Below are 25,374 nucleotides of genomic sequence, written 5' to 3'. Positions count from 1 at the left end.
AATTACTATCAGGCTTTCTTTTATATTGTATATAAATTATTTTACCTCTTTAACACCTTTCATAAACATCCAGCTCATATAGATCTTATCTCCACCCGCCTGACGGGCATACTGAAATTTAGGTGTAAGTATAAAAGTTATCATTGCAGATGCCAACGGTACCCAAAAACCGGTTAAGCCTGTGAAATTTGAAAGCAATACATAACTCAGGACATAAAAGAAAACGAAAGCTAAAAGATTATATACAAATGCTTTATTTTGTTTATTCATGATTATTCTTCTTGATTATTATTTTGAAATTTAGCTCTTTTACTGCCCTCATACATTTCGTATTTCACAAAACGTGTCTCCAGCTTACCGTTGAATAATTTTATCTTACGGGAAGGCTTAAGGCCAACGAATTTAAGTGCTTCAATGTTTGCAGTAATAAACCATGCATTAGTTCCCGGATAACTTTGCTTAAGTGTATCACCAATTTCTCTATAAAAACGTTCCATATTTACATCAAGCCTTTCTCCGTATGGCGGATTGAACACCATGTGAAGCGGCCCTCTTGTCTCTTTTTCTGTTGTAAAGAAATCCTGTTGACTAATGGTTACATAATCAGCAAGATTAGCATTATAGATATTATCTTTTGCTTTTGTTACAGCCGATGGTGCTTTATCATATCCTTTAATCGTATAATGGAATTCACGTGTCTTATTCATCAGTGAATCAACGATTTTATCAAACAGGTCATTATCCCAGTCATTCCATTTTTCAAATGCGAACTCTTTGCGGTTGATGTTAGCAGGTATATTACAGGCAATCATAGCGGCTTCTGCTAATATTGTTCCTGAACCACACATAGGGTCTATAAAGTCACCCTGACCGTCCCATCCGGAAAGCAATAACATACCGGCAGCAAGCACCTCATTAATAGGTGCAATATTGGTTGCTGTTTTATATCCTCTTTGGTGAAGCGACTGCCCCGATGTATCAAGCGCTACCGAACACTGGTCGTTATGAATATGAAGGTTTATTCTTAGATCCGGAAAATCTTTGTCAATGTTTGGCCTCTTTCCAAAACGATCTCTGAACTGGTCAACTACAGCATCTTTTGCTTTTAAGGCAACAAACTGAGAATGGTTAAAATGATCTGAATGCAGGGTAACGTCAATTACAAACGACTGGTTTGCATTTAAGTATTTAGACCAGTCTATCCCCTGAATACCTTTGTAAAGACTCTGTTCATTGTAAGCCCTAAAGTGATATATAGGCTTAAGTATCTTTAGGGCAGTCCTTAAAGATAGATTGGCTTTATACATAAAACCTTTATCTCCTTTAAAGCTAACCATTCTTACGCCCTGTTCTACATCCTGTGCACCTAAAACCTGTAATTCTTTAGCCAGAATCTCTTCAAAGCCAAAAAAGGTCTTAGCAATCATTTTAAAATTATTTTCCATGTGTACGAATCAAATTCTTGGCAAAAATAAACTAATTTTGCCGGTACATTCAATGAATATGCAAAAAGAAACAAATAACTGGTTTGCATCCTGGTTCGATACACCTTATTACCATATATTATACAAGGATCGTGACTATGAAGAGGCACAGCTCTTTATGGATAATATTACCCAATATCTTAACCTGCCGGACGATGCTAAAATACTTGATTTAGCATGTGGTAAAGGCCGTCATTCCATTTACTTAAGTCAATTAGGTTATGATGTAACAGGAGCTGATTTATCAGAAAACAGTATTGAGGAAGCTTCTAAATCATCAAATGAAAAGCTGCATTTTACTGTTCATGACATGCGTATGCCTTTTGAAGAGAAGTTTGATGCAATATTCAATCTTTTTACCAGCTTTGGGTACTTTGAAAATGACAGTGACAATCTTGTTACTTTAAGAGCTATTCATGACAGCCTCTCAGAATATGGTTTTGGCGTTATTGATTTTATGAATGTAAATCACGTAATTAATAATTTAGTTCCTGAAGAAGTTAAAACTGTTGATGGAATCGACTTCCATATAAAGCGTTACCATATTGATAATCATATCATCAAAGAAATAAATTTTGAAGATAAAGGCCAAAAATTTCATTTTACAGAAAAAGTGCAGGCACTAACCCTTGAAGATTTTGAAGCTATGATGGATGAGGCCGGTATTTATCTTCTGGATACTTTTGGTGATTATAAACTCAAGAAATTCTTTAAGAACGAATCGGAACGTCTAATTATGATCTTCAAATAAAATGATATACTTATTACCTTTATTATCGGTGATTTTAGGTTATTGTATTGCTTTAATACTTAAGCCTTCCAATAAAAAAAGCCTTAAACTTTTACTTGCTTTTAGCGGTTCATTTTTACTATCTCTCACAGTTTTACATCTTCTCCCTGAAGTATATGAAAGTGCTGCACATACACACGAAGGCCATGATCACGATCACAGCCATAACAACCCTGTAGGCATATTTATAATGGCCGGAATAATTTTCCAGATCATACTTGAGTATTTTTCTAAGGGTGCTGAGCACGGTCACGTACATGTACATGGAGACCAACATTTACATAAAATGCCCTGGCTACTATTTTTAAGCCTTTGCATTCATGCATTATTAGAAGGTATGCCCGTTAGCCATCATCATGATATGGCATGGGGAATAGCAATACACCACTTCCCTATTGCAATTATACTGACCGCATTCTTTATAAATTCGGGACTTAAGAAGCCTGCCATCATGCTATTCATGCTTGCTTTTGCCGCCATGACACCACTTGGTACTCTTGTTTCCGGGCAACTCGAAATTATCAGCCATTATTATACCGAAATATCAGCAATCGTTGTAGGTATACTCTTCCATATATCTTCAACTATCATCTTTGAGAGCAGTGAGGGACATAAATTTAACCTTGCTAAGTTGCTGGTAATTATATTGGGTGTTATACTGGCCTATTTTCTTTAATTTTACGCTAAAGTCCTAAATATGCCTTTTACTAAAACTACCGAACAAAGTTCAAAATATAATCATCTTGAAAAGATGCCCATAGCTGAACTACTCAAGAACATAAACAACGAAGATAAAACTGTTCCTTTAGCTATTGAGAAAGCACTTCCTCAAATTGAAAAGCTAGTTGAAAAAATAGTTTCCCTACTAAAAGAGGGTGGTCGTTTGTTCTATATAGGAGCCGGAACAAGCGGAAGACTTGGTATAGTAGATGCATCAGAATGCCCACCTACTTTCGGTGTTCCTTTCGATTTGGTAATAGGTCTTATTGCCGGGGGTGATGCTGCAATACGAAAAGCCGTAGAATTTGCTGAAGATGATAAGGAACAAGCCTGGAAAGATCTATCAGAATACAACATAAATCATAAAGATGTTGTCCTGGGTATAGCAGCTTCAGGAACAACTCCGTATGTAATAGGTGGTCTCGAAAAATGTAATGAAAACAACATTACTACCGGATGTATTACTTGTAATAATGAAAGTCCATTAGCTAAAGTATCAAAATATCCTGTTGAAGTTGTTGTTGGCCCGGAATTTGTTACAGGAAGTTCGCGTATGAAAGCAGGTACGGCTCAAAAATTGGTACTGAATATGATATCAACAACCACCATGATTCAATTGGGACATGTAAAGGGAAACAAAATGGTTGATATGCAATTAAGTAACCATAAACTGGTAGACAGAGGTGTACGAATGATAATGGATGAGATTGAAGTTACTCAAGAGGTAGCATCTGCATTACTTAAGGAATACAAAAACGTAAGAAAAGCAATTGAAGCTTATGGGAACAAATAAAACCATTTTAATGAAAGGCATACGCTACCTCAGTGGCGCACTTCCATTATTTTTTTTAGGACCTGTAGTTATTCACAGTTCGTTTAAAAATCAAGGCCATCCTATGTTCATATCCGTATTAGGATTAGGGATTATTACCTGTATAACGGGAATGTTACTTATGTTTTTAGGTATTAAAACAATTATGAAAAGTTTATTTGACCAATAATGAAGAATTTTATTTTTGCTATTGTAATTACAGCACTATTCAGTTCATGCTACCAGCAGGAGCGTAATTGTAAAGATTTTAAAACAGGTAAATTCAAATTCGAGCATGAAATAAACGGTAAAAAAGAGGTTACCTACTTTGAGCGCACTGAAAACCTGCAGATAGAAACATTTAATGGAAAAACTGATACAGCAAGCGTACGTTGGGTAAATGATTGTGAATATATACTTCAAAAAACACATCCCAAAAACATGCTCGAACAAAAGGCCATACATATGAAAATCTTAACAACAAGTCAGGATTCATATACGTTTGAATTTTCAATAGTTGGTGATACCAACAAACAAAAAGGGACGGTAACAAAATTAAAATAATCAATAAATCATTATGTTTGAAATTTTCCTTGATCCAAGCGCTTGGGTGGCACTTTTAACTCTTACATTTCTTGAAATAATATTAGGAATAGATAATATAATATTTATTTCTATTGTCACTGGAAAACTACCTGTTGAGGACCGAAAAAGAGCTACACGTATTGGTCTTTTTCTTGCCATGTTTATGCGTATTGCTTTGTTGTTTGGCATAAGTGTTCTCATCGCGATGAAAGAACCTTTCCTTAGCGTAGACTGGGGGTGGTTTAAAGCCGACTTTACAGGTCAGGCAGTAATACTTCTTGCAGGGGGCATCTTTCTTATCTACAAAAGTACCAAGGAAATTCATGAAAAAGTTGACCATAAAGGTGATGAAGAAAAGACACTTAGTGGAACAGCGAAAAAATCATTTTCATCTATCATATTGCAGATATTAATGATTGATTTAATTTTTTCTGTTGATTCAATCTTAACCGCAGTAGGTATGACAAACGGATTAGATGGCGCTTTGACAATCATGATTGCGGCTGTTCTGATTTCAGTTGGAGTAATGATGTTATTTGCTGTACCTGTTGGCAATTTTGTAAACGCTAACCCATCAATACAAATTTTAGGTTTAGCGTTCTTAATACTCATAGGATTTATGCTTACTACAGAAAGCATGCATTTATCAGGAGCAGAGCTTGCAGGACAACACGTTGGCGCTGTACCAAAAGGCTATCTATACTTTGCAATAGCATTTTCCCTGGCGGTCGAATTTCTCAACATGAGGATGAGAAAAAAACAGGAATAAACAAAGAGGCATTCATTATGAATGCTTTTTTTTATATCCATATATTCGCAACTATCTTTTATTAGAAGAAGATCTATGAAAGAAAGGCATATTAAGAAAAATCCCCGTAAGGCTCATTAGTACTAATACAAATAAAAGTAAAAAATAGATTAAGCCATTTGAGTCTTTTAAATCAGGAAAATCTAAAACAATATAACTTCCGATTCCCAGAAAAGCAATTACTGAAAAAATAAAACTAAACATCTTCATAATCCTTGGTTTAATTGGTTAATTCAAATAACTTCGAAAGACTATTGGATAAATAGTTCTTTCAATTATTAACTGTTTTTCATAATTTCTTAGTAAAGTAAGGTGCAAAAGGATAAAACCTTGTTAAATAGTTATATAAATTTACAAAAAATAACTTAAATAATGTTAACAATAAATTAAATATATTTCAGAGGTACATTTTTTTTAATATTTAGTATGTAAAAATGGAAAATAGCATTAGGATTATATTCGAATTATGTTAAAGTATATGCAATTAACATTTAGTTCTGAATTTGTATATCACTATTTACTGAACTTGCATCAAAATTAAATGAAGCGTAAAATGAACTGGAATGGATTAAAAGGAAAGGTAAAGTCTCTTACTGTTCAAATAGTAAGAAACTATAAGCAACGTAAGCTTAGAAGATATTTTATGTCTTAAAATTTAAACATTTCAAATTTTGCCGCTAGTCGTTCATGATCAGCGGCAAAATTTTTTTCTTCCATTCATCAAGCTTTTCTTCAAAGTTTTTTGTTGCATTAGCTCCACTTGGCGAAGGCAACGTATCATAGTTTAAATCCAGCCTCTTTCCTATATATTTCAGGTAATATTTTTCAGCATTTTTACTTGAAAACAATACATGTTTAATGTTTGGATAATTATGGTAGAAATTCTCAAAATCATTAGCTTTTTCATTCCTAATATTACTATCCAGACTCCCCTCCCGCTCACAATATTCAAGCACATCCCAAATAGCTATACGATGCTCTTTTAGCAAATTTATCTTCTTGCTATATTCATGCTCCAGCGGCAAGTTAAAAACAGTAAATATAAGTCTCCAAAATTGATTTCCTTTATTGCCATAATATTCTCCAAGCTCCAAAGACTTTTCACCTGGCATAGTACCCAATATGAGTATTAGTGAATCTTTATATGCAAAAGGTAAAAAAGCTTTTTTCATCAGATTGTAAATATTTTGATTGATTTTATAAATAAATGAATTGTTTTTAATAAAGCTATAACGCTCTGAGTTAAAGTATTGTTACATCAATTTCTTTTATGATTTAGTTAATAACATGAGGTATCATATAGTTCTAAATTTGAGATTATCAACAAGTTATTAATAGAAACTAATTTAAAAAAAGGATTATGAAAACTGAAACAAAAACAACAAAATCAACTGTAGCGGCAAGAACGCGAAAAGCTTCAACTACAAAAACTACTACCCGTAAAGTGAAAGCTAAAAGCACAGCAGCTGAAGGGCTTATGGAGTTATATATCGATAGCTTAAAAGATATTTACTGGGCAGAAAAAGCTCTCACTAAGGCATTACCGAAAATGGCTAAAAATGCAACTAGCGAAAACTTAATATCTTCATTAGAAAACCATCTATCTGTAACCGAAGAGCAAATATCAAGACTGGAAAAAGTATTTGAACTTGCAGGCAAAAAAGCAACAGCTAAAAAATGTGAAGCGATGGACGGATTGATAAAAGAAGGCCAGGATATTATGGAAAGTACTGAACCAGGCCCTGTAAGGGATGCAGGAATAATTGCAGCCTCACAAAAAATAGAGCACTATGAAATCGCTACTTATGGTACACTTTGCGCTTTTGCCAAAACCCTAGGTCAAAAAGAGGCTGCTGCTTTACTTCACGAAACTCTTAATGAAGAAAAAGAAGCTGATATTACGCTGACTGAGGCTGCATACAACACCATAAATTTTGATGCGGCTGAGGAAGATTCAGAAATGTAAAATATCTTTCTGAAGTATATTAAAAACTCTATTTATGCTTTATAAGTTCGTAAAACTTAGCTAAAGCCATTATATAGAAATACAAAAAAGTCCCGCCATTAGCGGGACTTTTATATTTGGAATCAGGGAATTAACCTAATACTTCTTTTACTTTTTTACCAATTTCAGCCGGAGAATCAACAACATGAATTCCATTCTCTCTCATGATACGTTTTTTAGCTTCAGCTGTATCATCAGCACCACCAACGATAGCACCAGCATGACCCATTGTACGTCCTTTTGGAGCAGTCTCACCAGCAATAAATCCGATTACAGGTTTTCTGTTACCATCAGCTTTAATCCATTTAGCTGCATCAGCCTCTAACTGACCTCCAATTTCACCAATCATGATGATAGCCTCAGTTTCATGGTCGTTCATTAGAAGTTCAACAGCTTCTTTAGTAGTAGTACCAATAATTGGATCACCACCAATACCAATAGCTGTAGTAATACCAAGACCTTGTTTTACAACCTGGTCAGCAGCTTCATAAGTAAGAGTTCCAGATTTAGAAACAATACCAACTGTACCTTTTTTGAAAACAAAACCTGGCATGATACCAACTTTAGCTTCACCCGGAGTAATTACACCCGGACAGTTAGGACCTACTAAACGGCAATCTTTATCTTGGATATAGTCATAAGCTTTAATCATATCAGCAACCGGAATACCTTCAGTAATTGTGATGATTACTTTGATACCAGCTTCAGCAGCTTCCATAATAGCATCAGCAGCAAATGCCGGCGGAACAAAAATGATAGTTGTGTCAGCACCTGCGATATCTACAGCGTCTTTAACAGTGTTGAATACAGGACGATCTAAGTGAGTTGTACCACCTTTACCTGGCGTTACACCACCTACTACGTTAGTACCGTACTCTATCATTTGAGTAGCATGGAAAGTACCTTCGCTACCTGTAAATCCCTGAACAATTATTTTGGAATCTTTATTAACTAAAACACTCATGATATATTTTTTAAATTATTTTATTAAATCGTGTTGCAAAAATAGGGTTTTGTAAAATATTATTAAAGCTTTATATGACTTTTATAAAGATATTTTTACTAAAAATAATATTAGCTTTAACCAACCTGACTCATCAGATAGCCTTTATAAAATTTATTATCCAAAACTTCCCATATTACAACAAAATGAGCAAGTGGCATTTGCTCGTTGGGAGTTTCAATAGGATAGACATAATGCGTATAACGAACGGTAACAATATTATCTTCACTTATGATATGTGTTATATCAAGAGATGACGAAGAATAAGATTTTACAAGTTCTTCGGCAAGCGTAAGCAAGTCGTTTTTGTCCAACTGAAGATAGCCTTTAGAACTATGCCATTGTATAACAAGATCATCATGAAGGTAATGCCTCATTAATTCTTTTGATTTATACGCTTCAGAAGAATAATATTCTGACACCAATTCTTTAGCACTCATATTATTTTAATTTTTCAAGTATTTCAGGAATACGTTTTATAAAAGCCATTTGTTTCATTTTAGAACGCGCTTCTTCAGCAGGGCTACCAAAATAAACCTTACCTCCCTCTAATGATTTACCAACACCTGATTGTGCCTGTATAACAGCTTTCGAACCAATAGTAATACCACTTGTAGTACCAGATTGACCCCAAAAAGTAACTTCATCTTCGATAACAACACAACCGGCTATTCCGGTTTGGGCAGCAATTAAGCATTTTTTCCCAATAATAGTATCATGTCCTATCTGAACCTGATTATCAATTTTTGTACCATAACCAATTGTTGTATCACCGGTAACGCCTTTATCAATGGTACATAAGGCACCAATACCTACATTATCTTCAATTATAACCCTACCCCCTGATAAAAGCTGATCAAAACCTTCAGGGCGTTTTTTATAATAAAAAGCATCAGCACCTAAAACAGTACCTGAATGAATGATAACATTATCTCCTATGATAGTATTGTCATAAATGCTAACATTGGAATGGATAAGGCAGTTTTTACCAATCTTCACATTGTTACCAACAAAAGTATTGGGCTGTATTACTGTACCTTCACCTATTTCAGCACTCGAAGATATGCTGCTTGCTGAAGACTGAAATGGCTTAAAGTGTTTTGTAAGTTTATTAAAATCCCTGAAAGGATCATCAGAAACTAGTAAAGCTTTACCCTCCGGACACTCTACTTCTTTGTTAATAAGAACAATAGTTGCAGCAGACTGAAGTGCTTTGTCATAATATTTAGGGTGGTCTACAAAAACAATATCCCCTGGCTCAACAACATGAATCTCATTCATGCCATGAACAGGGAAATCATCACTACCCACATAACTGCACTCTATAAGAGCTGCAATTTCCTTTAAAGGATAAACTTTTGGGAATTTCATTTCTTACATTTATTTGTTTTTAAAAGGTTCGGCTATTCAAAAACAACCGAACCTTCAAACCATCTGATAAATCAGTAGCTTATCTATTCTTTTACACGCTCCATGTATTGTCCTGAAGCTGTATCAATTTTAATTTTATCACCTTCATTAATAAAAAGAGGTACGTTTACAGACGCACCTGTCTCAACTTTGGCAGGTTTAGTTGCATTTGTAGCAGTATTACCTTTCACACCCGGCTCAGCATAAGTAACTTCAAGAATTACAGAAGCAGGCATATCAACAGAAAGAGGTGCATCAGTTTCCGTATTCCAGATAACCATTACATTTTCACCTTCTTTTAAAAGATCCGGAGCATCAAGAATGTCTTTACTTAATGAGATTTGCTCATAAGTTTCAACATGCATGAAGTTATAATTATCACCTTCAGCATATAAAAACTGGAATTTATGAGTTTCAACCCTTACATCATCAATTTTATGACCTGCAGAGAAAGTGTTATCCAACACTTTCCCTGTAGTAAGACTTTTTAGTTTAGTTCTTACGAAAGCAGGACCTTTACCTGGCTTAACGTGAAGGAATTCAATAATTTTATATATATCGTGGTTAAATTTAATACATAACCCGTTTCTGATATCTGATGTACTTGCCATTTTTAAATTGTTTATTTTGTTTTATATAAATATTCGTGAACCTGTTAATTTGTAGAAAAGCAAAAAAACGAATCCACAAATAATCAATTACTGTTAATAAATTCCTGTATAACCCTTCATAACCCCTCTCGAAGAATTCCTAATGAAAAGAATAATCTCATCACGCTCCGGAGTAGCTTCCATTTCAGCCTCAATAATACTTAAAGCCTGAGTTGTATTGTAATTCTTTTGATATAAAATCCTGTAAATGTCCTGGATTTCTCTAATTTTTTCAGGGGTAAAACCTCTTCTTCTTAAACCAATTGAGTTAATACCAACATAAGAAAGTGGTTCTTTTGCTGCTTTAGTATAAGGGGGCACATCTTTACGAACAAGAGATCCGCCTGAAATCATGGCATGGTCTCCAATACTAATAAACTGATGTACTGCTGCAAGCCCTCCAATGATAGCGTAATTACCAACAGTAACATGCCCGGCAAGAGCAACACCATTTACAATTATTGCATTATCTCCTATATGACAATCGTGGGCAATATGTGCAGTAGCCATAACCAGACAATTGTTTCCAAGTCTGGTCTGACCAGAGGCAATTGTACCTCTATTGATTGTAACACACTCACGTATAGTACAGTTATCGCCAATTATTGCAAGTGAATCTTCACCTCCAAATTTTAGATCCTGTGGCACTGCAGAAATTACAGCTCCTGGAAAAATATTACAGTTTTTACCAATTCTGGCACCCTCCATAATAGTAACATTAGAACCTATCCAGGTTCCTTCCCCTATCTCAACATTATTATGGATAGTGGTAAAAGGCTCGATTACTACGTTTTTAGCAATCTTTGCGCCCGGATGTACGTATGCTAACGGTTGATTCATAAATTTCTGTTTAGCTATTTTTGACAATTTGTGCCATTAGTTCTGCTTCAGCAACAAGTTTACCATTTGCATAAGCATTAGCCTGCATATGACAAATACCTCTGCGGATAGGAGAAATAAGGTCACATTTAAACACAAGTGTATCACCAGGAAGTACTTTATGTTTAAACTTAACATTGTCAATTTTCATGAAATAAGTAAGGTAGTTTTCAGGATCCGGAACAGAGCTTAGTATAAGTATACCTCCACACTGTGCCATAGCCTCAACTATAAGAACACCCGGCATAACCGGAGCGCCCGGGAAGTGACCCACGAAAAAGCTTTCGTTCATTGTCACATTTTTAAGACCTACAACATGATTGTCACTCATCTCAAGGATTTTATCCACCAATAAAAACGGCGGACGGTGCGGCAACATGCTCATTATTTTGTTCACATCCATCAAAGGCTCTTTATGCAGGTCATAAACCGGCACCTGATTGCGCTCTTCAATTTTTATGATTTTAGACATTTTTTTAGCAAACTGAGTGTTTACAAAATGTCCTGGTTTGTTTGCAATAACTTTACCTCTTATCCTGGTTCCGATAAGCGCTAAATCACCAACTACATCCAGTAGTTTGTGACGGGCCGCCTCATTTGGATAGTGAAGTGTAAGATTATCAAGTATACCATTAGGTTTAACCGTAATACTATCTTTACCAAAGGCAGTTTTAAGACTCTCCATGGTCTCACTCGATATTTCTTTATCTACATAAACAATAGCATTGTTAAGGTCGCCACCTTTTATAAGCCCATTATTTAAAAGAGCTTCTAGTTCATGCAGGAAACTAAAAGTACGCGATGACGCAATTTCAGTTTTAAAATCAGCCATATTTTTTAACGTAGCATTCTGAGTACCTAAAACTTTAGTACCAAAATCTACCATAGCTGTTACCTGATAATCGTCTGCCGGCATAACGATAATTTCGCTTCCGGTAGCTTCATCAGTGTAAGAAATAACTTCTTTTACAACATAAATTTTTCGTTCAGCATTCTGTTCCTCTACTCCAACCTTTTCAATTGCCTCAACAAAAAATTTAGACGAACCATCCATAATTGGAGGTTCAGAAGCATCTAATTCAATTATAACATTATCAACATCACAACCTACAAATGCAGCAAGTACATGTTCTGACGTTTGTATCTTAACACCTTTTTTCTCAAGGTTAGTTCCTCTTTGGGTATTAACTACATAATTGGCATCAGCCTCAACAACGGGCTGCCCTTCTAAATCTACCCTTACAAAAGTATAGCCATTATTAACAGGAGCAGGCTTGAAGGTCATTGTAACCTCTTTACCTGTATGCAGCCCAACTCCTTTTAATGAGATCTCACTTTTGATTGTGGTTTGTTTAACCATTATATCTGTTGTTTATTGTTTTATTTGTTGTTTTAGCTCGTCGATATCAGCTACGATTTTAGGGAAATTCCTGAAATGGACGTATGACTTATTAAAATCATTGTAGCCTAATGCAGGACTACCCTGAATAATTTCGCCATCCGGAATACTCTTACCAACTCCGGATTGCGCCTGTATCCTTACGCCATTACCTATAGTAATATGCCCCACAATACCTACCTGTCCGCCAATAATACAATTGCTGCCTATCTTAGTTGAACCGGCCACACCTGTTTGAGAAGCAATGACTGTATTTTCACCAATAAGTACATTGTGAGCAATCTGAATCTGATTATCAAGTTTCACCCCTTTTTTTATTACTGTAGAACCTAGTGTAGCCCTGTCGATAGTTGTACAAGACCCAACATCTACATTGTCTTCAATAATAACATTACCTATTTGTGGTACTTTGCTATAAACGCCTTCTTCATTCGGTACAAATCCAAATCCATCAGAACCTATGATTGCTCCTGAATGAATTGTACATCCGCTACCTATTTGGGTTTCCGAATAGACGCGAACACCTGCAAAAAGTATTGTATTGTCACCAATAACCACATTATCACCAACAAAAGTATTCGGGTAAATTTTTACATTATTTCCAATCTTAACATTTTTCCCTACATAGCAGAAACTACCTAAATAAAGGTTTTCACCGTAAACAGTTCCTTCAGAAATCACCGAAGGTTCTTCTATGCCCGATTTCATTAATTTAACCTGATTATAATACTCAAGTAGTTTGGAAAAGGATTGGTAAGCGTCATCAACTTTTATAAGTGTAGTTGATATTGTATTTTCCGGCTCAAAAGTCTTGTTAACTATAGTAATAGTTGCCTGGGTTGAATATATGTATTGTTGATATTTAGGATTTGCTAAAAAAGTAAGCGAACCCTCTATACCTTCTTCAATCTTAGCCAGCTTGTATACTTCAGCCTGTGGATTACCCACAACCTCACCATCCAGTATACCTGCTATTTGTTCTGCTGTAAATTTCATCCCGACAAAAATATAAAATTTAATTAAATGCTGCCTGTTCTAAAAGCACTTTTGGAAAACACAAATAATACTTGGTCACCGGCTTAGACAAGGCCTTTAAATTCAGTTGGTCAGAAGCCTCAACAACATCTTCAATTGTTCGGTCTTTCTTTAATATATGTATGGGCTCTCCTGTTTTATTATACGCCTGATTCTTAATCTTGCCTTTAAAAACAAAATATTCAGCTTCTTTTTCTGTAAGTCCGGAGATTTTTACAAATCTTTCCAGTAAATCTGAAACCTCTCCTTTACTAACTTTTTCAGATCGCATTCTTATTTTAAGCAGGTCACGGTTTATGATCATTTTGCTTAATTCACTTAAGACAAAATCGTCATTAAACTGCCATGATTTTACTGCACTAACAATATCAAAATCATCCAGATAAGAAAACTTATTAAGCACATCGTCATTAAAATCATCAAGCGTGACTTTATTTTTCATAAAGAACTGTAAAGGTTCACTTGCCGGCAATGTTATTCCTGACTGTGTTAACTCTTTGGCTCTCTTCAATATTTTAGTCATTATCAGCTCGGCCGCTACACTTGTTTTATGAAGATACGCCTGCCAATACATAAGCCTGCGCGCTACAAGGAATTTTTCTACCGAATAAATACCTTTTTCTTCAATAACGAGCATATCATCTTTAACATCAAACATTTGGATTAGCCTTTCAGAATTGATATTACCCTCAGCAACACCTGAATAAAAGCTGTCTCGTTTAAGATAATCCATTCTGTCCATATCAAGCTGACTTGATATAAGCTGTAACATAAAGTGGCGATGATATTCTCCTTTAAAAATTTTTATAGCCAGTGTAAGCTTTCCATCAAAAATATCATTAAGCCTGTTCATGAACAATAATGATATAGCTTCATGATGAACACTTTCGGCAATACTGTGTTCCATTGCATGTGAAAAAGGACCATGACCTATATCATGTAACAAGATTGCTATATTTAAAGCTGTTTCTTCTTCCTCACTAATTTCAGTACCTTTAAATTTAAGCACCTGAATAGTTTTCTGCATAATATGCATGCATCCAAGTGCATGATGAAAGCGTGTATGATGAGCTCCAGGGTACACAAGATAAGACATTCCCATTTGAGAAATCCTGCGAAGTCTTTGAAAATAAGGATGCTGGATAAGGTCGTAAACCAACGGATTTGTTATTGTAATGAACCCGTAGATAGGGTCGTTGAGTATTTTTAGCTTATTTATTTCGCCCACAATTGCAAATTTTCACAAATATACTAATTAAGACAGTGGTTAAATCTACATTAGCTGTTTTTTAATAACACAGATATTGTCTAATTTTGTATTACAGCGTTAAACATTGGTTAATCATCATCGCCCATCATTCTGTATTAAAAGAGAATACCTATATTTATAGTTCTAACTTATCTCTAATGAAAAAATTACTATTTACAATAATTGCTTTTTTAGGATTTACTTTTCTTGCCAAAGCTCAGGAAGAAGAAGATAAAACACAAAGACAACCTACACCTGTGACTCAGGCTCAGGTTGAAAAAGATGAAAAAATGGCTAAAGAAGAGCGGGAAAAACATGATAAAGAAAAGCAAGCGGAAGCCGAAAAACAAAGACTAAAAGCGGAAGATAAAAACGCTACCAAAAAGAAGCCAAAAAAAACTTCAACACATCCTGGAAAACAATGATAACGTTATTTTTTGTTACTTAGGTTATTGAAGGAGAGCTCTGCAGATTTAAACCTGCAGGGCTTTTTTTGTACACAATAAATATTTAAAAAATATGTTTTGGAAAGCGACTATTTTTATTAATTTTTTAGGATTAATTTCCCTACTTTCTACTAACTTGCAGGATTAATTTAAGAACGAAAACATACTCATATTATGAATGAGATCAAGATACTTTGGGTTGACGATGAAATCGATATGCTAAAACCCCATATTCTTTTCCTTGAAAAGAAAAACTATAAGGTAACAACAGCTAATAACGGACAGGATGGGCTTGATCTTTTTGACCAGGAAAATTTTGATATTGTTTTCCTTGACGAAAACATGCCCGGACTTAGTGGACTTGAAACCCTTACACTTATTAAAGAAAAAAAATCTTCTGTACCGGTAATCATGATTACCAAAAGTGAAGAAGAATATATAATGGAAGATGCCATTGGATCTAAAATTGCCGACTATCTTATTAAACCGGTAAACCCAAATCAGATTCTGCTCTCACTGAAAAAAAACCTGGACAATTCACGCCTTGTATCTTCTAAAACTACTTTAGATTACCAAAAGGAATTCCGTAAAATTGCCATGGATATGGGGATGGTCAATTCATGGGAAGAATGGATTGATATGTATAAAAGACTTATCTTTTGGGAACTTGAGCTAGAAAATATAGAGGATCAAAGCATGATTGAGATTTTAGAATCTCAAAAAGTGGAAGCTAATTCGCAGTTTGGTAAGTTTATAGAGAAAAATTACGATGAATGGTTTGACCCTAAAGCCGATAAACCGGTACTTTCTCATAATCTTTTCAGAGAACTTGTAGTACCAGAACTAAAAAAGAAACAACCTATCTTTTTTGTGGTAATTGATAATCTTAGATATGATCAGTGGAAGTCTTTCGAAAGTGTTGTAAATAATCATTATAAGCTTGAGAAAGAAACTCCATTCTACTCAATCCTGCCAACAGCAACACAGTATGCACGTAATGCTATATTTTCCGGGTTGACACCTCTTGAAATGGAGAAGAAATATCCTCAGTATTGGAAAAATGATGTAGATGAAGGAGGAAAAAACCTTTATGAGGCTGAATTCCTTACCGAACAACTTAAAAGATTGGGTATGTCGGGCTTAAAACAGGAATACTACAAAATCACCAATTTTAAAGATGGTAAAAAACTTGTAGATAATTTTAAAGGGCTTAAAGACAATGACCTTACAACGGTAGTTTATAATTTTGTTGATATGCTTTCTCACGCCAAAACCGAAATGGACGTAGTTAAAGAACTAGCTTCTAACGACAAAGCATATCGTTCACTTACTTTGAGCTGGTTCCGCAATTCACCGTTACTGGAAATGATACAACAAGCTCAGCAACTAGGCATGAAACTAATATTAACTACCGATCACGGAACTATAAACGTTAAAAATCCGAGTAAAGTAATTGGTGATAAGAACACCAGTCTTAACCTGCGTTATAAAACCGGGCGTAGCCTTACTTTTGAAGACAGGGATGTTTATCACGTAAAAGACCCTAAGTCAATTCATTTACCAACTATTAATATGAGTAGTTCGTTTATTTTTGCAAAGAATGATTATTTCCTTGCTTATGTAAACAATTATAATCATTATGTAAGTTATTACAGAAATACCTATCAGCATGGCGGTATATCACTTGAAGAGATGATTATTCCTTTCCTTGTTTTCAATCCTAAATAGTCCCCCGTTTATATGGAAATTACATTTTCTTTAGAGGAAATAGATGCTGTTGCAGAAAAAGTCCTGTCACAAAATATTAAAAAGACAATATTGTTTCACGCCGCGATGGGTGTAGGTAAAACTACATTCATTAAGGCACTTGCAAGACAATTAGGCGTAAAGGACATGACTTCAAGTCCCACCTTCTCACTCGTAAACGAATATGAAACCAATTCAGGTGATATTCTTTATCATTTTGACTTATACCGTCTTAATAGTGAAGAAGAAGCCTATGACATGGGGCTGGATGAATATTTTTATTCAGGAAATCTTTGCCTGATAGAATGGCCTGAAAAAACGCCAAACCTAATACCTATTGAGCACACTTCCATTACAATGAAACAATTACCGGATGGCCGCCGCCATCTAACCGTAAAATAGTTAAATAACCTTCACTTTTTTTTGTACATTAGAGCAAATTATACCAATCCGTACCCATGTCATTGTCACTAACACCTTTTACAAAACAGCAATTGTTGCCGCAGGAAGAGAAACTTGAAATTGAGCGCCAAAAGAGTGAACTTTTCATTGGTATCCCAAAAGAAACGTCATACCAGGAACGCAGGATATGCCTTACTCCTGATGCAGTGAATGCTCTTACTGCCCACGGACATCGTGTAATGATTGAAGCCGGTGCGGGTTTAAGCTCAAGCTATAGCGATAAAGAATATAGTGATGCCGGTGCGGAAATAACACAGGATACAAAAAAAGTATTTGGCTGTCCAGTTATCCTAAAGGTTGAACCACCTACAGTAGCTGAAATCGAAATGATGAATCCGCAAACGCTCATCATTTCAGCGATACAGCTAAAAACCCAGAAAAAAGAATATTTTGAGGCATTAGCCTCTAAAAAGATAACAGCTCTTGCATTTGAGTTTATTAAAGATGAAGATGGCTCCTACCCTGCTGTAAAATCGTTAAGTGAGATTGCCGGAACAGCATCAGTACTTATTGCTGCAGAATTGATGATCAATCAAAAAATTGGTAAAGGCTTGTTAATGGGCAATATAACAGGCGTACCACCAACTGAAGTTGTAATTATTGGCGCCGGTACAGTTGCTGAATTTGCAGCAAAAACAGCGTTAGGTCTTGGTGCAAGTGTAAAAGTGTTTGATAATTCAATTAATAAATTACGTAGGCTTCAAAACAATCTTAACCAGTGTATATTTACCTCGACCATACAGGAAAAATCGTTACTAAAAGCCTTAATGCGATGTGATGTTGCTATTGGTGCTATGAAAGGTAAAAACCGTACACCCATAATTGTTAGTGAGACTATGGTTGAGCACATGAAAAAAGGGGCAGTTATAATTGATGTTTGTATTGATACAGGTGGTTGTTTTGAAACCTCTGAAGTTACAACACACGAAAAACCAACATTTGTAAAAAACAACGTGATACACTATTGCGTACCAAATATTCCCTCACGTTATTCAAAAACAGCTTCAATATCCATTAGTAATATAATTAGTCCGTTTTTATTACAAATGGCCGAAGATGGAGGTATAGAAAGTTCAATACGCTGCAATGCAGGACTTAAACATGGTATTTATTATTATCATGGGGTATTAACCAATCGTTCAATCGGCGAATGGTTTTCACTAAACTATAGGGACATCAACCTGTTTTTAATCTAATTCTGCTTTTTTGGAAACTTCTATATTATTACTTTTTGCAGGACTACTCATTGGTTTTATAGGTACACTTATAGGAGCTGGCGGAGGATTTATCCTTGTTCCATTATTATTAATATTCTATCCGGAATTTTCTCCTGAAGTTATTACGGCTATTTCGATGGCTGTTGTATGTGCCAATGCAATCTCAGGCTCAGTTGCCTATGCCCGATCAGGACGTATTGATTATAAAGCAGGAATTAAGTTTGCTTTATTTACCATTCCGGGTTCAATAGCGGGTGTAGCAATCATAGAATATATTAGTGGTAAGCTTTTCAATGCTCTGTTTGGAGTACTTATGCTCGCTCTTTCAGCTTACCTTATCTTAAAAAAAGAGTTGAAAAACGATATTCAGGTATCTGATTCAAATAACAAAAAACTAATTCATCATACTATCGTTGACAAATCAGGTGAAGTATATTCGTACAGCTACCGCGAACTTTACGGAAATCTCATAAGCATTATTGTAGGTTTCATATCGCCAATTTTAGGTATCGGAGGTGGTATAATACACGTTCCCGCAATGACGAACTGGCTTAAGTTTCCCGTACATATTGCAACAGCTACTTCACATTTTATATTAGCAGTAATGGCCACAGTAACTGTAGTAACACATATATTTAATGGTAGTTACGACGATCCAGTAGTTCTTAAAATGGTTATCTTTCTTGCATTAGGTGTAATTCCGGGAGCACAAATAGGAGCTTACTACTCGCATAAGCTAAAAAGCAAAACCATAATAAGAGCCTTAGCAGTTTGCCTGGGTTTGGTTGGCGTCCGAATTTTATTGCAAAGTATCAGATAAGATTTAATCCTGTTCTAAAAAAACAGAATCGGCATCAGGAAATACAAAATCATTCTCGGAAAAATCGAGTGTTTCTGCTTTAGGAGCATATTTTGTAATTTCTTCAATTCCTTTTTTAAGTCGTAATTCTGTAGAATACTTACGACTGGTAGCCAAAACAAGTCCTCCTTTTGAAAGCCTGAAAAAATACTTACCCGAAGTAGCGGTATTTTTTGTAAACGCAAAAAGCTCAACATTATCACGTATTGCAGCAATTATTAATTCGCAATCAGACTTTTGCTTACAGCTTATACTCGTAAAAATAGTTTTACCTTTTCTGGATGTAAAAACAAATTTATATTCTCCGTTAAAGCGTTTGCTGATTACAAACATCCCCATATTTCTCCTGCTTTTTTTTTACTTTGTTTATACTTCAAATCTAAGCAAAAACAGCTGTTTTAAAAATAAATTTGACATCAATAAACCAATAGTTATAAACATTCAGATATAATATGCTCATATCATCAGCATTACAAATTCTGTTGAATGTTTTAATTTTAAGTGAAATAAAACTTTGCTCAATGTTTTATACCTATCTTTACCAAATATTGGTTTTCTGCCAATGCTCACTCTGATAAGCAAATTTGTCCATCTTGTAAAATTTGTTCTCAATTACTCTTCAGTTTAGGCGTTTCAGCTGCCTTAATTTTAATTAAAACATTTTACATCATGAACATTTATGTAGGAAATTTGGGGTACGAAGCCTCAGAAGATCAGGTGCGTAATATTTTTAGCACTTATGGAGAAGTAACAACTGTTAAACTGATTTCAGATCAGTTGACAGGTCGTCTAAAAGGATTTGGTTTTATAGAAATGCCTAATAATTCAGAAGCAGAAAAGGCGATAAATGAACTTAATAATTCTCGATTAGACGATCAGGTTATTACAGTTAACGAAGCACGTCCAAAAATTACTAACTTAAATTCTGGTACAAACAGAAGATATTAGCATTACAAACTCAAAAATGGAATGGTTTTTTAAGCCATTCCTTTATTTTGAGCAATAGTGTGCAATTATCCAATACCATATAATTTAACTGTATTTAAATAATACAACATCAAATAAAATTCATACAATTATGGCTGACTCTTTTTTTAAAAAAGAAAATAATAAAAAAAAAATATTAGTAAAGAAGCAAAAAGCTCAAAAAAGACAAGAAAGAAAAACTAACAATAACAAAGGTAAAGGTTTTGACAGTATGATTATTTATGTTGATAAGAATGGAAATTTTACTGACACACCACCGGAAATAATTTTAAAACCTTAGATTAGATGTGAAATCTAATCTTTTTTTTTACAAAGTATTATAGAATATCAACCAAAATGCATTGTACAGTATAAATGTATTTATATTTCAGTAATACTTTTAAAGTATCTTAACTCCTTTTTTTTACTCTGTGTAACAAAAGATACTGACGAATTTTTCATTGATACTTTATTTTGCGTTTAATTAAAAAACAATAAAGTATGAACTGGATTTTTGAACCATGGCCATGGTATATATCTGGCCCTTTGATTGCTACTACCATGGCAGCACTTTTGTTTGTTGGTAAAAACTTTGGAATGTCGTCCAACCTTCGTACCGTTTGTGCTGCATTAGGAGCAGGTAGAAGTTGCGATTTCTTTGACTTTGACTGGAGAGGACAACGCTGGAACCTTTTTGTGATAGCGGGAGCTGTCATTGGAGGGTTTGTAGCTATGCATTACCTATCAGACAATCCTATACCTCAAATTAATCCTGAAGTAATTGTACAACTTAAACAGAAAGGCTTTGAAAGTGCAGGTAGCAGTTATCTCCCTGATGAATTATTTGGCAACCATGCTTTTCCATCAGTAAAAAACATTGTTCTATTGTTAGGAGGAGGTTTTTTAGTAGGATTTGGAGCCCGTTATGCCGGAGGATGCACTTCGGGGCATGCAATATCAGGATTAAGTAATTTACAGCTACCATCATTAATAGCAGTAGCCGGATTTTTTATTGGCGGGCTTATAATGGTACATGTTATATTTCCTTTCATATTTTAAATAACAATATTAATAATGAAAAATATTCTTTTTTTGATGATAGGTATCTTTTTTGGTATCGTAATGTTTAAATCAGAGGCTGCTTCATGGTTTCGTATCTATGAAATGTTCATGTTTAAATCTTTTCACATGTATGGAATAATAGGTTCGGCATTAATCCTGGGACTTATTATTACGCAAATCATAAAACGCTATCAGCTTAAACATATTGAAGGAGATGCAATAAGCTTTATTCCAAAAGAGAAAAGCTTTTCACGCTATATATTTGGCGGAATCATTTTTGGTTTAGGATGGGCACTTACAGGAGCTTGCCCCGGACCTATGTTTACGCTTTTAGGAGCAGGATTTTTTCCGATGCTGATTGTAATTGCAGGAGCCATTGCGGGAACCTGGATATATGGTATTGTAAAAAATAAAATGCCGCATTAATTTGTACCTTTATAATAATCTTTCAATTCATTCATGGAACAACAACTCAAAGAATCTTACGGTAATACATTTGAATCCGGATTAATAGAAGAGATCATACATGTTGCCAGTTTTGTTGACTTTAAAGAAGATGATCATCTTATTGAGATTGGGCAATACATACGTCAAATGCCATTACTCCTAAATGGTGCCATCAAAATCATACGGGAAGACCGTAAAGAAGGTGAGATTTTACTCTATTTTCTCGAAAAGGGCGACACCTGTGCCATGACACTTGCCTGCTGCCTTGGAGAAACCAAAAGCGAAATAAGAGCAGTAGCCGAAACTAAAGGTACTGTAGCTATGATTCCTATAGGAAAAATGGAAGAGTGGCTGGGTAAATACAAAAGTTGGAGAAACTTTGTTTTTAGCAGTTATAATAAGAGACTCTCAGAAATGCTGTCGGCTATTGACAATCTTGCCTTCATGAAAATGGATGAACGTCTTCTTGGTTATCTGAAAGAAAAAGCAAAAGTGAATAATTCTAAGATTATAGCCAACACCCATCAGGAAATTGCTTATGAGCTTAATACATCTCGCGTAGTAATATCGCGCCTGCTAAAAGCACTTGAAAATGATGGTATAATCAAATTGAACCGAAACACCATAGTACTCTTAAAATAAATGTACTGTGTAACTTTTGTTACTGCACAGCTTCTATAGCTGCTATAATTTAGCCTGATATTACTAAAATTTAATCTTATGGATCTTTTAGCTATATCAGGCTATTTTTTTGCTCTTTTGGTAGGTATTTCACTTGGGCTGGTAGGGAGCGGTGGCTCAATACTAACCGTGCCTATACTTGTATATCTGTTAGGCTTTGATGCCATTACAGCAACAGGCTACTCCCTATTTGTAGTTGGCTTAACCGCACTTGTAGGCGGTATCAGAAATATTTCAAAAGGGAACATTAATTTCAATATAGTTTTCCTTTTTGGCATCCCTTCTTTAATTACAGTTTATTTGGTGAGAGCATTACTTATACCGCTAATACCACACGTTATTATGGAAACTAAACACTTCATAATTACTAAAGAATTATTATTAATGCTCACATTCGCAATAATAATGCTTTTAGCTGCCACTAAAATGATCAGATCGAACATTAATGATGCTGCAGCAAGAAAAATTTCTAAGTTAAAGATAATCATTAGTGGCATAATAACGGGGTTTTTGGCTGGTGCTGTGGGAGCCGGTGGCGGTTTCCTTATTATTCCAGCATTGGTTTTCCTTGCCGGATTACCAATGAAAAAAGCAGTTGGCACATCATTATTTATAATAGCCATACAGTCATTAGCAGGCTTTGCCGGAGATGGTTTTCAAAAAAGCATAGACTGGTCTTTCCTCCTGCCCTTTACGTTAACAGCAATAACCGGAATTTTTATAGGCATACTTCTTTCACGGAAAATTGAAGGTGAAAAACTAAAGAAAGGGTTTGGCTATTTTATAGTGTTGATGGGAGCTTATATTATTAGTAAAGAGCTTTTTATAAAATAATGTTTATGTAACTTTTGTTACTGCACAGCCTAAGCATAGGCAGTAATTTTACTATAAATAAATATCGAAACACTTTTAATTTAAAACTATAACTATGTATTTTCAACACGTATATGATAAATCACTTGCACAGGCTAGCTATTTTATAGGATGCCAGGCAAAAGGAGAAGCTATTGTAATAGACGCAAAACGAGATATTGACACCTATCTTGATATTGCAAAACAAAACAATATGAAGATCACTCATATTGCCGAAACACATATCCATGCCGATTTTCTTTCAGGATCGCGTGAGCTTGCAGCCATAACCGGTGCGAAATTATACTTATCTGATGAAGGAGGTGACGACTGGCAATATGAATTTGATCACGTAGGTTTAAAACATAAAGACATTATAACTATCGGTAATCTAACGTTAGAGGTATTACATACACCGGGCCATACACCCGAAAGTATCAGCTTTTTACTTACAGACCATCCGGCTACCGATAAACCTGTTATGGTATTTACCGGAGACTTTGTTTTTGTGGGTGATATAGGGCGCCCCGACCTGTTGGAAAAGGCTGCTGGATTTACCGGTACTCAAGAAAAAGGAGCAAAACAAATGTATGAATCCATCCAACGTTTTACTCAACTTCCCGAATACGTTCAGGTATGGCCGGGCCATGGTGCAGGTTCTGCATGTGGAAAAGCGCTTGGTGCGGTGCCAAGTACTACTGTTGGTTATGAATTAATCAGAAACTGGGCCTTTCAATATGAAAACAATGAAAAGGGATTTGTAGATTATTTATTAGAAGGACAACCGGAGCCTCCAAAGTATTTTGCAATGATGAAGCATCTTAACAAAGTTGATCGCCCCCTACTGACTGAAGTACCTAAACATGAAAAACTAAGCAAAGAGGCTTTTTTAGAAGCTTTTCAAAACGGTATGAAAATAATTGATACTCGTAATAAGGCTGATTTTGCAAAAGCCCACCTTACAGGCAGTATTAATATTCAGGGAAATAATTCATTCGCTACCTGGTGCGGATGGTTTTTAGATTATGATGAAAAGTTTATACTGATTGCTGATGAAACCGAAATGAACGAACTTACCAGAAAACTAATGCGCATTGGACTTGATAATATACATGGTTTTATTGACGATATAACTTCATTAGAGTTAAACTCTGAAAGCAGTGAGGTTATAGATGTTGAATCATTTAAAACCATGCTTAATGAAGATAATATCCATATTATAGACGTTCGCGGTGAAAATGAATACAAAGCAGGCCATATAAAAGGATCAGAAAATATTTTTGTAGGCAACCTGCAAGAAAATATTGGGAAGATTGATAAAAACAAACAAATCCTGATATACTGTCAAAGCGGAGATCGTGCGACAATTGCCCAGTCAATACTCGCGCACAATGGAATAAAAGTTAAAAACTATTCAGGAGGAATGAAAGAATGGGTAGAAAAAGGAAATGAAATTGTTCAACTTAATTAAATAACATTGAAAAATCTAAATCAAAAAGAATGGGAACAGAAAGTCTCTTCTGATCCTAATGCGGTAATCATTGACGTAAGAACAAAACAGGAATGTAGCAATGGGATGCTTGTAAATGCGCAATGCATAGATATTTTTCAAAGAGATAATTTTAATTCTGAATTGTCAAAAATGGATAAGAATAAGAATTATTATGTTTATTGCCGAAGCGGTCAGCGAAGCATTACGGCATGTCAAATTATGGATGATATGGGTTTCAATGAAACTATTAATTTATTAGGAGGCATAGCTGGATGGAAAGGTAAAATTGTTTAGCAGTTTAATGGTTTAAACAAAA

The 25,374-nt window shown here is 35.0% G+C and carries 32 protein-coding genes; 20 read left to right on the top strand and 12 right to left on the bottom strand.

Annotation, left to right across the window (positions count from 1 at the left end):
- Window positions 1-36: 36 nt before the first annotated feature.
- Window positions 37-270, bottom strand: a complete 234-nt coding sequence (locus tag ACFSR3_RS12085; protein WP_114759482.1) for a hypothetical protein — start codon at window positions 268-270, stop codon at window positions 37-39.
- Between the two features lie 2 nt (window positions 271-272).
- A complete protein-coding gene (locus ACFSR3_RS12080; RefSeq protein ID WP_379821234.1) occupies window positions 273-1,445 on the bottom strand; it encodes a THUMP domain-containing class I SAM-dependent RNA methyltransferase in 1,173 nt (390 codons plus the stop codon).
- 58 nt (window positions 1,446-1,503) lie between these two features.
- Here ACFSR3_RS12080 and ACFSR3_RS12075 point away from each other — a divergent pair, with 58 nt between their 5' ends.
- The 6 genes from ACFSR3_RS12075 to ACFSR3_RS12050 are packed head-to-tail and all read left to right on the top strand — an operon-like array spanning window position 1,504 to window position 5,159.
- Complete coding sequence (locus ACFSR3_RS12075; RefSeq protein WP_199509110.1) at window positions 1,504-2,235, top strand: class I SAM-dependent methyltransferase; 732 nt, start codon at window positions 1,504-1,506, stop codon at window positions 2,233-2,235.
- A gap of 1 nt (window position 2,236) precedes the next feature.
- Window positions 2,237-2,950 (top strand): ZIP family metal transporter, encoded by a 714-nt coding sequence (locus ACFSR3_RS12070; protein WP_379821233.1) that lies wholly within the window; start codon window positions 2,237-2,239, stop codon window positions 2,948-2,950.
- A gap of 21 nt (window positions 2,951-2,971) precedes the next feature.
- Window positions 2,972-3,787, top strand: coding sequence for an N-acetylmuramic acid 6-phosphate etherase (gene murQ / locus ACFSR3_RS12065; protein WP_379821231.1), 816 nt, complete (start codon window positions 2,972-2,974; stop codon window positions 3,785-3,787).
- Window positions 3,774-3,995, top strand: coding sequence for a DUF6095 family protein (locus tag ACFSR3_RS12060; protein WP_379821230.1), 222 nt, complete (start codon window positions 3,774-3,776; stop codon window positions 3,993-3,995). Before murQ ends, ACFSR3_RS12060 begins: the two co-directional genes overlap by 14 nt.
- A complete protein-coding gene (locus ACFSR3_RS12055; protein WP_379821229.1) occupies window positions 3,995-4,369 on the top strand; it encodes a DNA topoisomerase IV in 375 nt (124 codons plus the stop codon). Before ACFSR3_RS12060 ends, ACFSR3_RS12055 begins: the two co-directional genes overlap by 1 nt.
- Window positions 4,370-4,382: 13 nt before the next feature.
- On the top strand, window positions 4,383-5,159 hold the full coding sequence (locus ACFSR3_RS12050; protein ID WP_379821228.1) for a TerC family protein: 777 nt from the start codon (window positions 4,383-4,385) through the stop codon (window positions 5,157-5,159).
- Between the two features lie 716 nt (window positions 5,160-5,875).
- On the opposite strand, the gene ACFSR3_RS12045 is transcribed toward ACFSR3_RS12050, so the two are convergent.
- A complete protein-coding gene (locus ACFSR3_RS12045; protein ID WP_379821227.1) occupies window positions 5,876-6,370 on the bottom strand; it encodes a DNA-deoxyinosine glycosylase in 495 nt (164 codons plus the stop codon).
- Window positions 6,371-6,558: 188 nt separating this feature from the next.
- Between ACFSR3_RS12045 and ACFSR3_RS12040 the strand changes: the two genes are divergently transcribed.
- Entirely contained in the window at window positions 6,559-7,164 is a 606-nt protein-coding gene (locus ACFSR3_RS12040) for a YciE/YciF ferroxidase family protein (RefSeq protein ID WP_379821226.1), read from the top strand.
- Between the two features lie 130 nt (window positions 7,165-7,294).
- Here the strand turns inward: ACFSR3_RS12040 and sucD are convergent, their stop codons facing one another.
- The 8 genes from sucD to ACFSR3_RS12000 form a co-directional block, all read right to left on the bottom strand.
- On the bottom strand, window positions 7,295-8,167 hold the full coding sequence (sucD, locus tag ACFSR3_RS12035; RefSeq protein WP_379821225.1) for a succinate--CoA ligase subunit alpha: 873 nt from the start codon (window positions 8,165-8,167) through the stop codon (window positions 7,295-7,297).
- A 116-nt stretch (window positions 8,168-8,283) separates the two neighbouring features.
- On the bottom strand, window positions 8,284-8,646 hold the full coding sequence (locus ACFSR3_RS12030; RefSeq protein WP_379821224.1) for a nuclear transport factor 2 family protein: 363 nt from the start codon (window positions 8,644-8,646) through the stop codon (window positions 8,284-8,286).
- Between the two features lies 1 nt (window position 8,647).
- Window positions 8,648-9,577, bottom strand: coding sequence for a UDP-3-O-(3-hydroxymyristoyl)glucosamine N-acyltransferase (locus tag ACFSR3_RS12025; protein ID WP_114759469.1), 930 nt, complete (start codon window positions 9,575-9,577; stop codon window positions 8,648-8,650).
- A gap of 83 nt (window positions 9,578-9,660) precedes the next feature.
- Window positions 9,661-10,227: an elongation factor P gene (efp, locus tag ACFSR3_RS12020; RefSeq protein WP_114759468.1), complete on the bottom strand. Its 567-nt coding sequence runs from the start codon at window positions 10,225-10,227 to the stop codon at window positions 9,661-9,663.
- A gap of 93 nt (window positions 10,228-10,320) precedes the next feature.
- Window positions 10,321-11,106, bottom strand: coding sequence for an acyl-ACP--UDP-N-acetylglucosamine O-acyltransferase (lpxA, locus tag ACFSR3_RS12015; RefSeq protein WP_114759513.1), 786 nt, complete (start codon window positions 11,104-11,106; stop codon window positions 10,321-10,323).
- Window positions 11,107-11,116: 10 nt separating this feature from the next.
- A complete protein-coding gene (locus tag ACFSR3_RS12010; RefSeq protein WP_379821223.1) occupies window positions 11,117-12,505 on the bottom strand; it encodes a bifunctional UDP-3-O-[3-hydroxymyristoyl] N-acetylglucosamine deacetylase/3-hydroxyacyl-ACP dehydratase in 1,389 nt (462 codons plus the stop codon).
- Between the two features lie 12 nt (window positions 12,506-12,517).
- The gene (lpxD, locus tag ACFSR3_RS12005) at window positions 12,518-13,540 is read right to left on the bottom strand and encodes a UDP-3-O-(3-hydroxymyristoyl)glucosamine N-acyltransferase (protein WP_379821222.1); all 1,023 of its coding nucleotides are present in this window, start codon (window positions 13,538-13,540) and stop codon (window positions 12,518-12,520) included.
- 19 nt (window positions 13,541-13,559) lie between these two features.
- Window positions 13,560-14,807, bottom strand: coding sequence for an HD domain-containing protein (locus ACFSR3_RS12000; RefSeq protein WP_379821221.1), 1,248 nt, complete (start codon window positions 14,805-14,807; stop codon window positions 13,560-13,562).
- A gap of 179 nt (window positions 14,808-14,986) precedes the next feature.
- Between ACFSR3_RS12000 and ACFSR3_RS11995 the strand changes: the two genes are divergently transcribed.
- The 5 genes from ACFSR3_RS11995 to ACFSR3_RS11975 all read left to right on the top strand — a co-directional run bounded on the left by ACFSR3_RS11995 (window position 14,987) and on the right by ACFSR3_RS11975 (window position 19,519).
- Window positions 14,987-15,253, top strand: coding sequence for a hypothetical protein (locus ACFSR3_RS11995; RefSeq protein ID WP_379821220.1), 267 nt, complete (start codon window positions 14,987-14,989; stop codon window positions 15,251-15,253).
- Window positions 15,254-15,448: 195 nt separating this feature from the next.
- Window positions 15,449-17,002, top strand: coding sequence for a T9SS response regulator signal transducer PorX (gene porX, locus ACFSR3_RS11990; RefSeq protein WP_379821219.1), 1,554 nt, complete (start codon window positions 15,449-15,451; stop codon window positions 17,000-17,002).
- A gap of 12 nt (window positions 17,003-17,014) precedes the next feature.
- Window positions 17,015-17,422, top strand: a complete 408-nt coding sequence (gene tsaE, locus ACFSR3_RS11985; RefSeq protein ID WP_114759462.1) for a tRNA (adenosine(37)-N6)-threonylcarbamoyltransferase complex ATPase subunit type 1 TsaE — start codon at window positions 17,015-17,017, stop codon at window positions 17,420-17,422.
- Between the two features lie 56 nt (window positions 17,423-17,478).
- Window positions 17,479-18,678, top strand: a complete 1,200-nt coding sequence (locus ACFSR3_RS11980) for an alanine dehydrogenase (RefSeq protein ID WP_379821218.1) — start codon at window positions 17,479-17,481, stop codon at window positions 18,676-18,678.
- Window positions 18,679-18,688: 10 nt separating this feature from the next.
- The gene (locus ACFSR3_RS11975) at window positions 18,689-19,519 is read left to right on the top strand and encodes a sulfite exporter TauE/SafE family protein (RefSeq protein WP_114759461.1); all 831 of its coding nucleotides are present in this window, start codon (window positions 18,689-18,691) and stop codon (window positions 19,517-19,519) included.
- 3 nt (window positions 19,520-19,522) lie between these two features.
- On the opposite strand, the gene ACFSR3_RS11970 is transcribed toward ACFSR3_RS11975, so the two are convergent.
- Window positions 19,523-19,897: a YegP family protein gene (locus tag ACFSR3_RS11970; protein WP_114759460.1), complete on the bottom strand. Its 375-nt coding sequence runs from the start codon at window positions 19,895-19,897 to the stop codon at window positions 19,523-19,525.
- 330 nt (window positions 19,898-20,227) lie between these two features.
- Here ACFSR3_RS11970 and ACFSR3_RS11965 point away from each other — a divergent pair, with 330 nt between their 5' ends.
- The 8 genes from ACFSR3_RS11965 (at window position 20,228) to ACFSR3_RS11930 (ending at window position 25,352) form a co-directional block, all read left to right on the top strand.
- Window positions 20,228-20,506, top strand: coding sequence for an RNA recognition motif domain-containing protein (locus ACFSR3_RS11965; RefSeq protein ID WP_379821216.1), 279 nt, complete (start codon window positions 20,228-20,230; stop codon window positions 20,504-20,506).
- Between the two features lie 130 nt (window positions 20,507-20,636).
- Window positions 20,637-20,825, top strand: coding sequence for a hypothetical protein (locus tag ACFSR3_RS11960; RefSeq protein ID WP_114759458.1), 189 nt, complete (start codon window positions 20,637-20,639; stop codon window positions 20,823-20,825).
- 200 nt (window positions 20,826-21,025) lie between these two features.
- Complete coding sequence (locus ACFSR3_RS11955; RefSeq protein WP_379821214.1) at window positions 21,026-21,583, top strand: YeeE/YedE family protein; 558 nt, start codon at window positions 21,026-21,028, stop codon at window positions 21,581-21,583.
- 15 nt (window positions 21,584-21,598) lie between these two features.
- The gene (locus tag ACFSR3_RS11950) at window positions 21,599-22,012 is read left to right on the top strand and encodes a DUF6691 family protein (protein WP_379821213.1); all 414 of its coding nucleotides are present in this window, start codon (window positions 21,599-21,601) and stop codon (window positions 22,010-22,012) included.
- Window positions 22,013-22,045: 33 nt separating this feature from the next.
- On the top strand, window positions 22,046-22,675 hold the full coding sequence (locus ACFSR3_RS11945) for a Crp/Fnr family transcriptional regulator (RefSeq protein WP_379821211.1): 630 nt from the start codon (window positions 22,046-22,048) through the stop codon (window positions 22,673-22,675).
- A gap of 78 nt (window positions 22,676-22,753) precedes the next feature.
- Window positions 22,754-23,548, top strand: a complete 795-nt coding sequence (locus tag ACFSR3_RS11940; protein WP_379821209.1) for a sulfite exporter TauE/SafE family protein — start codon at window positions 22,754-22,756, stop codon at window positions 23,546-23,548.
- Window positions 23,549-23,642: 94 nt separating this feature from the next.
- Window positions 23,643-25,037: an MBL fold metallo-hydrolase gene (locus ACFSR3_RS11935; protein WP_379821208.1), complete on the top strand. Its 1,395-nt coding sequence runs from the start codon at window positions 23,643-23,645 to the stop codon at window positions 25,035-25,037.
- 6 nt (window positions 25,038-25,043) lie between these two features.
- Window positions 25,044-25,352, top strand: coding sequence for a rhodanese-like domain-containing protein (locus tag ACFSR3_RS11930; RefSeq protein WP_379821206.1), 309 nt, complete (start codon window positions 25,044-25,046; stop codon window positions 25,350-25,352).
- Window positions 25,353-25,374 lie beyond the last annotated feature (22 nt).

It is taken from the genome of Flavobacterium suzhouense (genome assembly GCF_042684765.1).
GTDB lineage: Bacteria > Bacteroidota > Bacteroidia > Flavobacteriales > Flavobacteriaceae > Flavobacterium > Flavobacterium suzhouense.
The sequence above is the reverse complement of the archived record's forward strand: the minus strand, read 5'-3'. Positions and strand labels throughout refer to the sequence as shown.

Bases quoted from the DNA above. Each gene is read 5' to 3' on its own strand.
- ACFSR3_RS12070 (WP_379821233.1), top strand. From the start codon at position 2,237: ATGATATACTTATTACCTTTATTATCGGTGATTTTAGGTTATTGTATT.
- ACFSR3_RS12045 (WP_379821227.1), bottom strand. From the start codon at position 6,370: ATGAAAAAAGCTTTTTTACCTTTTGCATATAAAGATTCACTAATACTC.
- ACFSR3_RS12030 (WP_379821224.1), bottom strand. From the start codon at position 8,646: ATGAGTGCTAAAGAATTGGTGTCAGAATATTATTCTTCTGAAGCGTAT.
- ACFSR3_RS11960 (WP_114759458.1), top strand. From the start codon at position 20,637: ATGGCTGACTCTTTTTTTAAAAAAGAAAATAATAAAAAAAAAATATTA.
- ACFSR3_RS11980 (WP_379821218.1), top strand. From the start codon at position 17,479: ATGTCATTGTCACTAACACCTTTTACAAAACAGCAATTGTTGCCGCAG.
- ACFSR3_RS12075 (WP_199509110.1), top strand. From the start codon at position 1,504: ATGCAAAAAGAAACAAATAACTGGTTTGCATCCTGGTTCGATACACCT.
- ACFSR3_RS11945 (WP_379821211.1), top strand. From the start codon at position 22,046: ATGGAACAACAACTCAAAGAATCTTACGGTAATACATTTGAATCCGGA.
- lpxD (WP_379821222.1), bottom strand. From the start codon at position 13,540: ATGAAATTTACAGCAGAACAAATAGCAGGTATACTGGATGGTGAGGTT.
- ACFSR3_RS12080 (WP_379821234.1), bottom strand. From the start codon at position 1,445: ATGGAAAATAATTTTAAAATGATTGCTAAGACCTTTTTTGGCTTTGAA.
- sucD (WP_379821225.1), bottom strand. From the start codon at position 8,167: ATGAGTGTTTTAGTTAATAAAGATTCCAAAATAATTGTTCAGGGATTT.
- ACFSR3_RS12085 (WP_114759482.1), bottom strand. From the start codon at position 270: ATGAATAAACAAAATAAAGCATTTGTATATAATCTTTTAGCTTTCGTT.
- ACFSR3_RS11965 (WP_379821216.1), top strand. From the start codon at position 20,228: ATGAACATTTATGTAGGAAATTTGGGGTACGAAGCCTCAGAAGATCAG.
- ACFSR3_RS11955 (WP_379821214.1), top strand. From the start codon at position 21,026: ATGAACTGGATTTTTGAACCATGGCCATGGTATATATCTGGCCCTTTG.
- ACFSR3_RS11950 (WP_379821213.1), top strand. From the start codon at position 21,599: ATGAAAAATATTCTTTTTTTGATGATAGGTATCTTTTTTGGTATCGTA.
- ACFSR3_RS11970 (WP_114759460.1), bottom strand. From the start codon at position 19,897: ATGGGGATGTTTGTAATCAGCAAACGCTTTAACGGAGAATATAAATTT.
- ACFSR3_RS12060 (WP_379821230.1), top strand. From the start codon at position 3,774: ATGGGAACAAATAAAACCATTTTAATGAAAGGCATACGCTACCTCAGT.
- ACFSR3_RS11940 (WP_379821209.1), top strand. From the start codon at position 22,754: ATGGATCTTTTAGCTATATCAGGCTATTTTTTTGCTCTTTTGGTAGGT.
- ACFSR3_RS12025 (WP_114759469.1), bottom strand. From the start codon at position 9,577: ATGAAATTCCCAAAAGTTTATCCTTTAAAGGAAATTGCAGCTCTTATA.
- ACFSR3_RS12010 (WP_379821223.1), bottom strand. From the start codon at position 12,505: ATGGTTAAACAAACCACAATCAAAAGTGAGATCTCATTAAAAGGAGTT.
- murQ (WP_379821231.1), top strand. From the start codon at position 2,972: ATGCCTTTTACTAAAACTACCGAACAAAGTTCAAAATATAATCATCTT.
- tsaE (WP_114759462.1), top strand. From the start codon at position 17,015: ATGGAAATTACATTTTCTTTAGAGGAAATAGATGCTGTTGCAGAAAAA.
- ACFSR3_RS11995 (WP_379821220.1), top strand. From the start codon at position 14,987: ATGAAAAAATTACTATTTACAATAATTGCTTTTTTAGGATTTACTTTT.
- ACFSR3_RS12055 (WP_379821229.1), top strand. From the start codon at position 3,995: ATGAAGAATTTTATTTTTGCTATTGTAATTACAGCACTATTCAGTTCA.
- porX (WP_379821219.1), top strand. From the start codon at position 15,449: ATGAATGAGATCAAGATACTTTGGGTTGACGATGAAATCGATATGCTA.
- ACFSR3_RS11935 (WP_379821208.1), top strand. From the start codon at position 23,643: ATGTATTTTCAACACGTATATGATAAATCACTTGCACAGGCTAGCTAT.
- ACFSR3_RS12050 (WP_379821228.1), top strand. From the start codon at position 4,383: ATGTTTGAAATTTTCCTTGATCCAAGCGCTTGGGTGGCACTTTTAACT.
- ACFSR3_RS12040 (WP_379821226.1), top strand. From the start codon at position 6,559: ATGAAAACTGAAACAAAAACAACAAAATCAACTGTAGCGGCAAGAACG.
- efp (WP_114759468.1), bottom strand. From the start codon at position 10,227: ATGGCAAGTACATCAGATATCAGAAACGGGTTATGTATTAAATTTAAC.
- lpxA (WP_114759513.1), bottom strand. From the start codon at position 11,106: ATGAATCAACCGTTAGCATACGTACATCCGGGCGCAAAGATTGCTAAA.